The organism is Pelomonas aquatica (genome assembly GCF_026712205.1).
GTDB classification, from domain to species: Bacteria; Pseudomonadota; Gammaproteobacteria; order Burkholderiales; family Burkholderiaceae_C; genus Pelomonas; species Pelomonas aquatica.
The window spans coordinates 1-13,415 of the sequence record NZ_JAPPUW010000041.1 but is presented as its reverse complement, the minus strand read 5'-3'; the positions used below and the strand labels follow the sequence as shown (position 1 = coordinate 13,415).

Annotated in this window: 11 protein-coding genes; 1 reads left to right on the top strand and 10 read right to left on the bottom strand. The window is 66.7% G+C overall.

Going from position 1 to position 13,415, the window contains the following annotated elements:
* Nucleotides 1–61 precede the first annotated feature (61 nt).
* The 10 genes from xrtA to NYP07_RS23555 all read right to left on the bottom strand — a co-directional run bounded on the left by xrtA (nucleotide 62) and on the right by NYP07_RS23555 (nucleotide 11,980).
* Nucleotides 62–1,633 (bottom strand): exosortase A, encoded by a 1,572-nt coding sequence (xrtA, locus tag NYP07_RS23600; protein WP_268154612.1) that lies wholly within the window; start codon nucleotides 1,631–1,633, stop codon nucleotides 62–64.
* Complete coding sequence (locus tag NYP07_RS23595; RefSeq protein ID WP_268154610.1) at nucleotides 1,627–2,901, bottom strand: TIGR03087 family PEP-CTERM/XrtA system glycosyltransferase; 1,275 nt, start codon at nucleotides 2,899–2,901, stop codon at nucleotides 1,627–1,629. Before NYP07_RS23595 ends, xrtA begins: the two co-directional genes overlap by 7 nt.
* Complete coding sequence (locus tag NYP07_RS23590) at nucleotides 2,901–3,950, bottom strand: FemAB family XrtA/PEP-CTERM system-associated protein (protein ID WP_268154608.1); 1,050 nt, start codon at nucleotides 3,948–3,950, stop codon at nucleotides 2,901–2,903. Before NYP07_RS23590 ends, NYP07_RS23595 begins: the two co-directional genes overlap by 1 nt.
* Complete coding sequence (locus tag NYP07_RS23585; RefSeq protein ID WP_378990737.1) at nucleotides 3,951–4,838, bottom strand: XrtA system polysaccharide deacetylase; 888 nt, start codon at nucleotides 4,836–4,838, stop codon at nucleotides 3,951–3,953.
* 17 nt (nucleotides 4,839–4,855) lie between these two features.
* The gene (locus NYP07_RS23580) at nucleotides 4,856–5,953 is read right to left on the bottom strand and encodes an XrtA/PEP-CTERM system-associated ATPase (protein ID WP_268154604.1); all 1,098 of its coding nucleotides are present in this window, start codon (nucleotides 5,951–5,953) and stop codon (nucleotides 4,856–4,858) included.
* A gap of 84 nt (nucleotides 5,954–6,037) precedes the next feature.
* Nucleotides 6,038–7,579 carry a TIGR03016 family PEP-CTERM system-associated outer membrane protein gene (locus NYP07_RS23575; protein WP_268154602.1) on the bottom strand — a complete coding sequence of 514 codons (1,542 nt, stop codon included), beginning with the start codon at nucleotides 7,577–7,579 and terminating at the stop codon, nucleotides 6,038–6,040.
* A complete protein-coding gene (locus NYP07_RS23570) occupies nucleotides 7,560–8,540 on the bottom strand; it encodes an XrtA-associated tyrosine autokinase (RefSeq protein WP_268154599.1) in 981 nt (326 codons plus the stop codon). The genes NYP07_RS23575 and NYP07_RS23570 overlap by 20 nt, the downstream gene beginning before the upstream one ends.
* Nucleotide 8,541: 1 nt before the next feature.
* Nucleotides 8,542–10,131: an XrtA system polysaccharide chain length determinant gene (locus NYP07_RS23565; protein WP_268154597.1), complete on the bottom strand. Its 1,590-nt coding sequence runs from the start codon at nucleotides 10,129–10,131 to the stop codon at nucleotides 8,542–8,544.
* Between the two features lie 85 nt (nucleotides 10,132–10,216).
* Entirely contained in the window at nucleotides 10,217–10,777 is a 561-nt protein-coding gene (locus NYP07_RS23560; protein WP_268154614.1) for an XrtA/PEP-CTERM system exopolysaccharide export protein, read from the bottom strand.
* A gap of 321 nt (nucleotides 10,778–11,098) precedes the next feature.
* Nucleotides 11,099–11,980: a ThiF family adenylyltransferase gene (locus NYP07_RS23555; RefSeq protein WP_268154595.1), complete on the bottom strand. Its 882-nt coding sequence runs from the start codon at nucleotides 11,978–11,980 to the stop codon at nucleotides 11,099–11,101.
* Nucleotides 11,981–12,157: 177 nt separating this feature from the next.
* On the opposite strand from NYP07_RS23555, the gene NYP07_RS23550 reads away from it, so the two are divergent.
* Complete coding sequence (locus NYP07_RS23550) at nucleotides 12,158–13,252, top strand: nitroreductase family protein (RefSeq protein ID WP_268154592.1); 1,095 nt, start codon at nucleotides 12,158–12,160, stop codon at nucleotides 13,250–13,252.
* The last annotated feature ends 163 nt before the right edge of the window (nucleotides 13,253–13,415 follow it).

The following is a 13,415-nucleotide window of genomic DNA, read 5'->3' as shown; positions in this document are numbered from 1 at the left end:
ACTGCGAGCGTGTTCATGGGTCGTTTCTCGTTGCTGTGAATGCTTGGGAAGCTTGCGATTCTCACTGCTTGTGTGTGGCATCCCGATCTCGGGCATCCCGCAAAGCGGTGTCCAGCGCAGTCCAGTGTTGCCCGATGAAGCTTCTGAGTCGGGCGTCGTCGGCGCCGGCCATGGCCTTGTCCGCATAGACCAGCACGACGGCGGCATCGTCGCCCCGGCCGAGCAGGCCGAGCCAGGCGCCGTAGAGCTTGGCCTGCCAGTCGCTGACGAAGGGGCGGCCGTTGATCCAGTAGACCTGCCAGACGCGCAGGCGCGGCGCACGGCTGCCGTCGCCCCTGACCTCGCTCAGCGCCTGGCCACGCAGTTCGGCCGTGCGCCAGGGCAGCGGGCCGGCGGGAAGGTCGAGCTGGGCCAGGCCGCCGGCGGTCTGTGCCCACTCCTTGCCCGTTTCGTCGTTGATGAGACGGTTGACGGAGGTCACCAGTTGGCGCCCGTACCGCTGATCGCGGTAGTAACCGACATAGACGCCCACGGCCGGACCACCCGCGGCCGGCTCGAAGCGGCCATGCAGCACCCCGGCCGGGTTCTCGAAGCTCGGACGCCAGCTGCTCATGGGCTCGCCGTGCCAGTCCCAGCCCGGCAACGCCGGCGCGGCCAGCACAGGTGCGGCATGCGTGGCGGCATGCTCGGCGCGGGCGCGCAACTGCGGCGGCAACACGAGCAGCAGCGCAACGGCCAGCAGCACGCCCGACCAGCGCAAGGACGAAACGCCCTGCGTCGCGGCGTGGGCGGGCGCCGGCTGGGGCGCCGGGTCCGGGTCCGCCCAGCGTGCGCCGAGCATGAACATCACGAGCATGATGATGCCGAAGAAGACCCAGCCGTAGATGACGTGGTCCACGCCCGTGGCCAGCCGGTTGCCGGACAAGTGGCCCAGCATGACGATCATGTAGGCGCGCAGCCAGTTGGCCACCAGCGGCGTGACGATGGCGACGCTGACGAAGGCCCAGCGCTTGGCGAGGCTGCGGTAGTTCAGGTACGCGAACAACGTGCCCACCATGACCGAGGCCATCAGATAGCGGATGCCGCTGCAGGCCTGCACGACCGACCAGGAACCCGTGGGAATGACGAACTGGGTGCCCTCCCGGAATACCGGGATGCCGGTCGCACGCAGCGCGACCACGGTGAAATCGGCCGTGCGTTCCACCAGCCAGGGCGTCATGAAGTCGCCGAAGGGCACGGCGAAGAACAGGAAGCCGAGCGGGAAGGCGATGCGGCGCGCGGCCTCCGTGCCGAGCAGGGCCGGTACCAGGACGACGGCCATGCCCACCAGCGCGAACTGCGTTGCGGAATTCGCCGCGGCGAGGTCGCCCATCAGCCACAGCAGGCCGAGCGGCAGCAGCGGCCACAGCCAGCGCGGCGCGGGCCGAGGCGCGAGCACGGCCAGGTCGGCGCGCCGGCGCCACACCAGCCAGGCCGAGATCGGCGGCACGACCCAGGCGTGGGCAAAGGTCTCGGAGCGGTTCCAGATGAAGACCATGGCCGCGCCGGTCTCGTAGTACAGCGCGGCCAGCAGCGCCCAGGCCAGGGCCAGGGCCAGCAGCGGCAGCTGCCAGGGCCTGGGCAGGTTCAGCATGCGGTCTCCAGATGACGATCCAGGCCGGCCAGATGGGCCTCCCAGCTGCAGGCGCCGAGCACGAAGTCGCGCGCCCGCTGGCCGGCCGCATCGGCCGCAGCGGCGTCGGCCAGCAGCGCGCCGACATGGGCGACATAGTCGGCCACGCCATCGGCCGGCAGCAGGCCCGGCTGCGCCTCGGCCGTGATCGCCCGCACGCAGCTGCCGGCCGCGACGACCGGCCGCGCCATGGCCATGGCCTCCAGCACCTTGTTCTGGATGCCGCGGGCGAGCCGCAGGGGCGCGACGACGGCGGCCGCATGCTGCAGCCAGGGCCGCACGTCGGGCACGGTGCCGGTCACGTTGACGACGTCGCCGGCGAGCGCCTGCACGGCGGGCGCCGGCGCGCGGCCGACGATGTGGAAACGCAGCGCCGGGAAGCGCTGGCGCAGCGCCGGCAGGATGTCGCTGGCGAACCAGCAGACCGCGTCGACATTGGGCCAGTAGTCCATGGCGCCGGTGAAGACCAGCGGCAGCTCGCCGGCCCGGAAGGGGCTGGCCCGCGCCGGGTCGGGCGCAAAGAAGCCGGCGTCGACGCCGTTGCCCAGCGCCTCGACGCGCGGCGCCTGGCCGGGGCTGAGCTCGCGGAACAGCGCGACCTCGTGGTCGGTGACGAAGAAGCTGCACTCGGCCTCGCGCGCGACGCGCTGCTCGAAGCCGAGCAGCTTGCCGAACTCGCGGCGGTAGAGCCAGGACATCGGCCAGGCGTGCTCGGGGGCGTAATCGCGCCATTTGGCGGAGTCGACGTCGACGAAGTCCACCAGCGTCTTCACGCCGCGCAGGCCGCGCGTGTACTGGGCCATCACGCCGCTGAAGACGACGACGGCATCGAAGCCGACGCGTGCCGCCGTCGCGTCCACCCAGGCCTGCAGGCCGGCGTCGCGGTAATAGGGCAGGCTCAGCGCCTCGCCGCCGAGCAGGCCGCGCAGGCTCAGCAGCCTGGCCCTGCGCGGGTTCAGGCGCGCGACGTGCAGGCTGCTGCACAGCTCGCGCACACGCGGCAGATGCTGTTCGTCGTCGGGGTCGTCGATGAAGCTGCCGAGATGGACCTCGTGCCGCGCTGCCAGATGCTTGAGCAGGTGGTAGGAGCGCACCTTGTCGCCCTTGTTGGGCGGGTAAGGCAGGCGGTGGACGAGGTAGAGGACCTTCAGCGGCACACGGCCGCCCGAAGGCGCTGAAGCGCCCCCTCGGGGGGCAGCCGACGAAGTGGGCGTGGGGGCGGCACTCATCACCCGAGGTTCTTCACGATGAAGGGGCCGAGCCAGTTCGCCAAGCCGATCGGCAGCTTGCGCCAGGCCTTGATCATCAGCTGGTACTTCGGGTTGTTCGGGTTGTTCTGGGGGACGGCGTCGCGCTTGAACAGGCGGTACTCGTAGCTCAGCGGCTGCGGCTCGAAGCCCCAGTTCTTCTTGAAGGCATAGGGCCCGGTGCCCTGCTTGCTGCGGCCGTAGTCGAAGACCTTGAGGCCGCGTGCGCAGGCGCGGCGCATCAGCTCCCAGTATTTGAAGTCGTTGGCAGCCAGGCCGCGCGCGGCCTCGTCGTCGCCCGCGTAGTAAGGCAGCACCTCGTCGCGGAAATAGAAGCTCAGCACCGACGACAGCGGCCGGCCGTCCGGGCCGGTGACCGTCAGCACCTCGGCGTCGGCACCGAATTCGTCGAGCAGGGCCTGGAAATACCTGCGCGGCATCGCCGGCGTGCCATGGCGCAGCACGTTGTCGGCATACAGGTCGAAGAAGCGGTCGGCATTGGCGTCGATCTCGGCCTTGAGCCCGTTGGCCATGCCCTTGCGCACCATGGCCCGCTGCTTGCGCGGGATGGCCAGCATATTGGCCTCCTCGTCGGGCAGGATGGCCTTGCGGAAGGTCACGTAGAGATCCTGGCGCGGCCAGTCGGCATGGCGGGCGGGACCGAGGTTGCGGTATTCGAGGTGTTCGGCCCCCTGCCCTCGCGCGATCTTCTCGGCCTCGGCCTCCAGGGCGGCGGCGGCCTCGTCGTTCAGCGCGGCGACGCCGCCGTAGACGGCGAACGGCAGGCTGGCGACCGAATGGCCGAACAGCCGGCTCTTGACCTCGGCCAGCGGCAGCACGCCCTCGATGGCCCCGTCACGCTCGGCATAAAGGAAGAAGCAGCGGTGGCCGAAGACCGACGCGATGACGCGCTGCCAGCCGCTGCGGTGGAAGAAGGTGGCTTGGCGATGCGCCAGCACGAACTCGTCCCAGCGCGAGGACAAGGCCATGTCCTTCGCGGCCAGTTGCGCGATGCGAAGGGGGGAAGACATTCAGGCCGGGCTCAGCAACGGCGCGGAACTGCGCGAGCCGGCCTCGCGGCCGAGGAAGATCTCGTCCATCCGGCCCCAGCGGAAATCATCGAGCAGCCGCGCGATGCGGCCATGGGTGCGCGGGATGTTGACGTAGTGGCGGAAGCGCGTCTTCGCGTCGATGCCGGCCACGCGGGGCTGGCCGGGGTCGATCTCCCAGGGATGGAAGTAGAAGACCGCGGGCTCGCCGTCGGCCTCGTTGACGCGGCGGATCATCCAGCGCGACAGCGCATAGGGCAGCAGCCGGAAATAGCCGCCGCCGCTGCTGGGCAGGTTGCGCGAGCCCATGCGCAGCGTCGTCACCGGGATCTCGATCAGGCCTTCGCGCACCGGATAGGCGAAGCGCGGCGAGTCCGGCATGCCGTAGTGGTCGTGGGCGATGGGGTAGACGCTGCTGGAATAGCGGTAGCCGGCGTCGCGCAGCACGTCGAAGGCCCAGAGGTTGGACTTGCCGATCGAGAAGCTGGGCGCGCGGTAGCCGACGACGGGCACGCCGCCGAGGTCTTCCAGCAGTTGCTTCGCGCGGGCGATGTCGTCGAGGAAGGCGGCCGGGCTCAGGTCGCTGGCGCGCTCGTGGCCAAAGCCGTGGCTGGCCAGTTCATGGCCGCCGGTCACGATGGCCTTGACGACTTGCGGGTAGCGCTCGGCGATCCAGCCCAGCGTGAAGAAGGTGGCGTGCACCTGCCGGTCGGCCAGCAGCGCGAGGATGCGGTCGATGTTGCGCTCGACGCGGCATTCCAGGCCGTTCCAGTCCTCGCGGCGGATGTAGGGCGCGAAGGCCGAGACCTGGAAATAGTCCTCCACGTCGATGCTCATCGCATTGCGCAGGGGCGGGGCCGGGGTGGGCATCAGCATCGCGTCCGCGGTCAATGCTGCTTGACGGCATCCACCAGCTTCTGCAGCAGGGCCAGCGTCTGCAGGTTGATGCGCTCCAGCCGCATCATGCTGCGCTCCAGGCGCTGCAGGCGGTCGGTGTGGTGGTCGGCGCTGAGCGCGGCGATCTCGCTGGACAGGCCTTCGACCTCGGCCACGCTCATCTTCAGCCTGGCCACGTCGAGAGCGCCGGGCCCGCTGTCCAGTGCTGCGGGGCGGCTGTCCGGCAGTCTGGCGGGCACGCTGTCGAGCGAGCCGGCGTCGTTCTGGCGCGGCGTCTCGCTTTCCTGGGCGATGTCGCGCAGCACCTCCTTCACGTCGGCCAGCGTCAGGTGCGAGCGGCCCTGCATGAAGCCCAGCAGCAGCAGGCGGTCGCAGAGGCGGTTGATGCGGCGCGGGATGCCGTTGCTGGCCTTGTGGATGGCCGGGAAGGCGTCGTGGTCGAAGGTGGGCTTGCCGGTGGAGCCGGCGCACTTCAGCCGGTGCTCCATGTAGCGCTGGGTCTCGTCCTCGTCCAGCGGGCCGATGTGGCAGGTGGCCGCGACGCGCTGGCGGAACTGCTCCATCTCGGGCTTCTGCAGGATGCCGCGGAACTCGGGCTGGCCGACCAGGAAGGTCTGCAGCAGCGACTGGTTGGCGAACTGGAAGTTGGACAGCATGCGCAGCTCCTCGACCGCGCGCGGCGTCAGGTTCTGCGCCTCGTCGACGATCAGCAGGCAGCGCTTGCCCTGCGTGACCTGGTTGACGAAGAAGGCCTCCAGCGTCATCAGCAGCTCGGACTTGGGCGCGTCCTTCACGCGCACGCCGAAGGCCGCACCCACCATGCGCAGCGTGTCCTCGGCGTCGAGCTGGGTCGTCACGACGTTGCCGATGACGACGTTGCTGCGGTTCAGGCTGTCCAGCAGGCCACGCAGCAGCGTGGTCTTGCCGGCGCCGATCTCGCCGGTGATGACGATGAAGCCGTCGTTGCGCAGCACGCCATAGTCCAGATAGGCCTTGGCCCGGCGGTGCTGCTTGCTGCCGTAGTAGAAGTTCGGGTCGGGGCTGAGCTGGAAGGGCTTGCTGCCCAGGCCGTAGAAGGCTTCGTACATGTCAGTGGCGCCCGCCAACCGGCCGCCGCTGCCCCTCGGCCCGGGAAGGCGGCGAGCAACGCGGGCGGGTCGGGCGTTTCATTTTCAGAACTGTTGGGTCAGGTTGGCGTAGACCGCATTCTCGGCATAGCTCGTGACACCTTCGAAATGCGCGTGGCGCGCGCCGAACTGCACGCCGAAGCGCGGGCCGAGTTTTCCATTCCAGTTGGCGGTCAAGCTGCTGAGCCGCGCGGCACGGCCGCCGGCGTCGCCCAAGGTCTGCTGGTGCGCGGCAACCACGGAGACGCTGGCGATGGGCGTGAGCTGGTGGCTGGCGGTCAGCGAATAGGAGCGCTGCTCGATGCGCGAGTTGTTGGCCAGATCCCCCTGGTTCAGGCCACTGCCCAGGCGACTCGTGATGATGCGGTTGGCTTGGGCACTCAGCGTGCTGCGCGCGCCCTGCAGCGTGATGCCGAGCATCTGGTTGTGCGTCTGGCTCGGCCCGCTCGACAGGAAGCCGGCGCTTGCCGGCGCATCCGGCGACAGGCCCCGGGCCTGCAGATAGTCCCGCACGACTTGATCGCGCTTGACCGGATCGGGCTCGAGAGAAGTAAAGAGCAGGAAGAGTTGGTCGTAATTGCTGCGCACGCCGCCCGCGGCGACGCTGCCGACCGTCACGGTCCGCGAGTCCGACAACTGCCAGATCGAACGCGACATGCGGTGCTCGAAGCTGAAGCTGTGGCTGTTGCCGTATTCATGGCGATGCCAGTCGCCGTTGACGCGGGTGCGCGGTGTCGGCTTCCACTGCGCAGTGACGCCTCCCGTGGCGCCGCTCTGCCCGGTGCTGGCCAGAAAATCGTTGCGCTCGCGGCCGGCGTCGACGCCCAGGGTCAGATCAGGATCGGGCAGGAAGTTCAGCCCCACCAGGGCCGAGGACAGCCGGTTGGTGCGCGCCTCCTTGGGCACGGTCTGCTGCGTGCTGACCGTTGCCCACCAGTTGAGCGGACCGGCGCCCAGCCCGGAGAGACGCAGCGAGCCCCCCGCGCCGCGGCTATCGCCAAGGCTGGAGCCACGCACCTCGGTGCGCGTGAAATTGCCGCGCAGGTCCAGGCTGAACAGGCTGCCGACGACGCTGTGGAACAGCGGCGACAGGGCCAGCGTGCCGACCTCGTGGCGGTTGGCGTTGGCCAGCGTCGACACGCTGCTCTGCGAGCCCAGCGTCGGCGTGGACTGCAGGCCGAAGGCCGATGCCGACTGCTGGCCGATGCTGGCAATCATGTCGACGAAAAGGCGGTGCTCGATCAGCTCGGCCTGGCCCTTGGCCTGCAGCGAGTTCTGCAGCACCGAGGGCTGATCGGACTTCAGATAGGCGATGCCGTTCAGCGTGTAGTCCAGGCTGCCGCGCAGGGGGCCGCTGCCGCGCACGATGCTGATGCCCGGCGACACCGTCGTGACGAGGGCCGCGTCCTTGTCGTGCTCGCTCAGCCTCAGGTTGTCCGTCCAGGTTTCCATGACGCCGATGCGCGGCCGCACCGTCGTGCCGCCGGCCGCGCCAGCTTCGGCCTGCGCCTGGGCGACGCCCGTCGCGACCAGGGCCAGCACCAGGGCCGGCAGCCAGCGCAGCAGCTCAGCCCTGCGCCGAGTCATTGCCGCCATAGCCGTAGCCATAACCATAGCCATACCCGTAGCCATAACCGTAGCCGTAGCCACCGGCCGCGTTAGGGCTGGCCTGGTTCAGCAGCATCATCTTCAACGGGCAGTTCTCGATGGCGGCCAGCGCCTGCTGGACGGCACTCTGCGCGGTCTTCTCGGCATGCACGACGACGATGATCTGCCCCATGTGCGAGGCCAGCACGCGCGACTCGGTCGTCAGCAGCAGCGGCGGCGAGTCGAAGATGATGATGCGGTCGGGATAGCGCTTGGCCATGTCCTCGAGCAGATTGCTCATCGCATCGCTGGCCAGCAGCTCGGTCGCGCGCGGATGCGGCGTGCCGCTCGGCAGGATGGTCAGCTTCTCGACATTGGTGCGCAGCAGCACCTCGGACATGTCGACGCGCTCTTCCAGCACGTCCAGCAGACCGGGCCCCTGCGGCAGGCCCAGCATGCGCAGCACGGACGGCCGCGCCACGTCGGCGTCGACCAGCATGACGGTGTTGTCCAGCTCCGCTGCGATGCTCAACGCCAGGTTGATGGACGTGAAGCTCTTGCCCTCGCCGGCCAGCGCGCTGGTCACCATCAGCAAGTTGGCATGGTTGATCGTGGCCGCCCCCTTGCCCATCGCATTCTTGATCAGCGGGCGCTTGATGACGCGGTACTGGTCGCCCGTCTGCGAGCGCGGGGTGTGCGGCATCAGAAAGCCCTGGGCCGCCAGCGCGACGACATCCAGCTCGACCCGCTTGGAGGAGCTGTGATGGCCGTCCTGCTCGACGGAGATGCCCATCGGCCTGGCCGCCTTGGCAGGCACGGCGGCGGCCTGCGGCTTGGGATGAGCCGCCGCAGGCGGCGTGGGCTCACCCGCCGGCGCAGCCGCTTCGTCTCCGGGCAGCACCACGCCCGCCTGGCGCAGTTGTTCGAGCCGCTGGGCGGCTTGTTCGATCAGGCTCGTCATGTCAAACCACCTGCCGGCTGAGCTGCACGGCCAAGATTGTCAAAGCCACGGCGAACATCGCCAGCAGCCCCCCAGCGCCAGCCGCGAACCGGATCAGATCGACACGCTGCCGGGCGCGGTCGGCGTCGGTGACCAGCCGGGTCACGACGCCCAGGATGGGGAGTTCGACCTTGGCACGCAGGTCGTTGCCGTCATGGAAGACGGGCCGAAGCTGGCTGGCCGCAAAGGTCGTGAAGAAGCCGACCGCCAGCGCTCCCGCCATCACCCCGGCCAGCAGCAGCAGGCGGTTGGGCGCCACCGGTTTCGGGTTGGCGCGCGGCGGGTCGATGACACGGAAGTCCGCGACGCCCGACGCGACATCGAGTTCGCCCGAAATCGAGGCCTGCTCGCGGCGCTGCACCAGTTCCTCGTAGTTCTTCTTCTGGATCGCGTAGTCGCGGTTGAGCTGGGCGGCTTCGGCCTCCATCTGCGGCGCGGTCTTCAGCGCGGCGACAGCCTGGCCATAGCGGCTGGAATATTCGTCGACGCGCGCCTTCACCGTGGCCACCTGCACTTCGGTCGTCGCGAGGATGCGCACGAGCTCCTGCACGGCCAAATTGCCGCCGCTCTGCCCGACGGACACGGACGGCACCGCCATCGCGGCCTTGCGCAGCTCGGCCATTTCGCGCTTCTTCTGCTCCTCAAGATCCTTGATGAGCTTCCGCGTGGAGATGATGTCAGGATGCTGGTCCGTGTAGCGCTGCTGCAGGGCGTCCAGATTGCGCCGAAGATCGGCCAAGCGCGCATCGAGTTCAGGCGTGCTGACGTTAGCGTTGGCCTCCTGCATGAGACTCTGCGTCGTCGTCTGCGCGCCCCCGTGGGTCTTCTCCGCTTCGAGCTGGGCCTTGGCCGCGTCCCGCGCATTCAGCGCCTCGCGGTATTCCAGCCGCGCACGCTCGAGCTGGGTGCTCAGTTCCGAAATATGAGTGGCCGAATCCTTGCCGTCGCCGGCCATGGTGGACAGATTCCTCAGCCGGAATTCCTTCAACCGCGTCTCGGCTTCTTCCAGCTTCGCCTCGTAGTTCTTGATCTGCTCGTTCAGGAAGGTCGTCGCGGTGGACGTGTCCTTGCGCTGCGCGCCCAGGCTGGACTCGACGAAGATGGATACCAGCGACTGCACGACGCGCTTGGCAGTTTCCGGCTCGCTGTCGCGATAGCCGAGGATATAGAGGTTGTCGCGGCCGCTGCTCTGGATGGACAGGCTGCCGGTCACCGACTCGATGGTGGCCTCCTGCTGGGCCTTGGACTGGTTCTTCAGGTCCAGGTCGGCCATGCGCACCAGCTTCTCAACATTCGGGCGGCTGATCAGCGTGCGGCTCAGCATCGTCACCTGCTGCTCCACATTGGGTTGCACGGCAAGGCCCGACATCAGCGGCTTCAGGATGGATTGGGTGTCCACGTAGATGCGCGCGCTGGCCTCGTAGCGGTCAGGCAGCACGAAGACGACCACCGCGCCGACGATGCCGGCGACCCAAGCCACGACCAGCCCGACCCAGCGGTATTTCCACATCCGCCGGACGATGATCAGCAATTGGCCAATGAGCACTTCCATCGGGAACAGTCTCGGTTATGTCGGTACAGCAAAAACGGGCGCGACACGCGCCCTCGGCCCCACTGGCGCCAGCACGCCCGATCGATCAGAACCAGCTCTGTGGAATGATGAGAATATCGCCCGGCCGCATTTCCACATTCGCTGAAACATCGCCGCGCTTGAGCAGGTCCTTGAGTCGCACGGAATATTGCTTGTTGCCTTCCGAGGTGCGCAGAATCGTCGCGCTATTGCCCGCCGCAAAATCGGTCAAGCCACCGACGGCAATCATCACATCAAGCACGGTCATCTTCAGCTTGTACGGCAGGAACTGAGGCTTGGCCGCTTCGCCGACCACGCGAATCTGCTCGCTATACGGGCCGACGAAACTCGTGACGATGACGGTCACGACCGGATCGCGCACATATTTGCCGAGTTGTTTTTCGACCTCACGCGCCACCTGCACGGAAGTCTTGCCCTGCACGACGATTTCGTCGACCAACGGCGCCGCGATCTTGCCGTCCGGCCGCACCGGCACCGACATCGACAACTCGGGGTTGCGCCAGACCAGGATGTTCAGGTTGTCCCCTGCACCAATGACATAGCTGTAGTCCTCGGTCGTCACGCCCGCCGGCGCCGCCGGATGGTTGCTGCTGGCACAGCCTAGCATCGACAGTCCGAGCATCACTGCAGCGAGCGCACGCGCCGCATTGAACCAGAGCCCGTTGCCGTCAGACACCGGGACACCGCTGGCCGACGTCAGGTGCGCAGTACCGCGATCAAGAGCGTGAATGGTGTCCAAGGCGAATCCTCTGTGTGTCTGGTCTCTGAAGGACCGAGGGCTCAGACTGGCTGCGCACCTCGTCACGCCAAGCATGGGCGCGTCGCATGATGCCATAGGCTCACGGCGCTTTCGGCAACCCAATCAGGGGGGCAAAGGCATCGAACGACGTGCAATTTCACACTCGGCCGCTCCGCATCCACCCCCACCTCAACTCGGCTTCGCGCGTCCTTCCAGCAACGGCCGGATCAGCAGCAGCATCAGTTGCTGCATCGGGTTGGCATTGCCGAAGGGGCGCCAGGTGAACTTGATCTTCTGGTGGTAGGCATCGAACTGCATGGCCCATGGCGCTGGCCGCAATTTGCCGCGCCCCAACAGCACTTTCAATACCGCAACTCCCATGACGCCGGCGCAGAGATCACAAGACATCATCGTCGACGGGCCGCGGCGCTCCTGGAAATTCACCGCCTGCGGCGCCACAAGATAATCCCTCTGCAGCATCGCCGGCGAGAGCCCTGCAATGAAGCGAGCGTACTGCTCATTTTCGCTTCGCCCTTCGACCCGGAAGTAGTTCTCGAAGCTCATTCCGCCGGGCTTGAAATACAGCAGAGAAACACCCATGCCAAGAGGCGCAGCCGTCAGCGAGGGGATGTTTCCTTCATAGCAGGCCTGGAACAGCATGCGGCGCGCCGGCAATGCAAAGAAATCAATGCCATCGACATAGACGTCCACACCGCCGAGGAATTCCTTCAAATTATCGGACTGCACCCCACTCGGAAAAACTCGTATATCCGCCTCAGGGTTGATCTCAAGAACCATTTCAGCAAGGACGTCCGCCTTGGGCCTGTCAACGGTCGACATGAATGCTCCGACCTGTCGATTGAAGTTGTGCAGACCGAATTCATCAAAATCGGCGATGTTGAACTTGCTCACGCCAAGGCGTGCCAAGGTGAGGAGATGCGCGCCACCGACTCCCCCCAAACCGGCGATCGCCACCCGGGATTCGCGAAGCTTCTGCTGCTCAGCCTCCGTGACCCAGCCGATGTTCCTCGAGAATGCCCTGCCATAGTCAAAAGAGTTGATTTGACCCACACACCCTCCCACTGCTCCAGAATCGGCGACATCGCCACGACCAACCGGGATAGACAAGGCCGCAAGTTGAAGGCCTATCGCCCAGCAAAGACGGCATGATGCAACAAGCACCTACAAGGCGCCAACGGACGGCGAACGTGCTCGAAATTAAGCGCCATGCCCCGAAAAAGGCACACCATGGAATTAAGCGACAGCATCGGTCAAATCCTCGACAAAGCTCGCTGGGCGCCGAGCGGCGACAACACGCAACCTTGGCGCTTTGAAGTTACGCAGCCGGATCAGGTCGTGGTGCACGGATTTGACACTCGCGAGCACTGCGTCTATGACCTTGACGGTCACCCAAGTCAGATTTCTCTAGGCGCCCTGCTGGAGACGATCAGTATCGCGGCGTCCACTCACAGGCTGGCCGTAGATGCAAGACATGTTGCGGGCACACCGGAAGCACGCCCGCAGTTCGAAGTGAACTTCCGCCAATCAGAAACAGTGGAGCCGAGCCCGCTGGCGGCTGCAATCGAGAGACGCAGTGTCCAACGGCGCGCACTCTCGACTCGACCGCTGACGGCCAGCGAACGGCTACAGCTTGCCGAGGCCGTCGGCCCCGACTATCGAGTGCAATGGCTGGAAGGCCTGGGCATCCGCGCCCGCGCCGCCAAGCTGATGTTCCACTCAGCAAAACTGCGACTGACAATCCGCGAGGCCTATGAAGTCCACCGCGACATCATCGAATGGCACGCGCAGTTCAGCAAGGACAAGGTTCCGGATCAAGCGTTAGGCGCCAGCCCGCTGACCCTGCTCATGATGCGGCGGGTCATGAAAAGCTGGGGGCGCGTCCAAACCTTCAATCGCTTTCTGGCGGGAACCTGGGCGCCTCGTATCGAATTGGACCTGATTCCCGGCTTGGCCTGTGCCGCGCATTTCGTGATTTGCGCAAAGACGCCGGCAATGACGCCCGATGACTACGTCGCGGCTGGCCGCGTTACTCAACGCTTCTGGCTCACTGCAACATTGCTGGGCTTGCAACTGCAGCCCGAAGTGACGCCACTGATCTTTGCCCGCTATGCGAGAAATCGGCTTCCCTTCTCGGAGAGTCCAGACTCCATGCTGCACGCGGAGCATATCGCGGCACGGTTGACGGCGTTGCTCGGCAGGGAGAACACCGAGCATGCAGTTTTCATGGGCCGAGTCGGCGAAGGCCCAGCGGCCAAAGCGCGATCCACGCGACTGGATTTGGCAGATCTGGCGTATCGGCAGGATCGCATGCCAAGCCATTGATGCAGCGATCTCTCAGCGCAAAGAAGCTGCCTTCCACCTCCACCAATCGAGTAGGGTGAGGGGTCGCCCCCTCAGCCCTCTCACACCACCGGACGTGCGGGTCCGCATCCGGCGGTTCAAGTAAAACGCTGGAGTTGCTGGTGGGTATCCACCAGCGAGACCA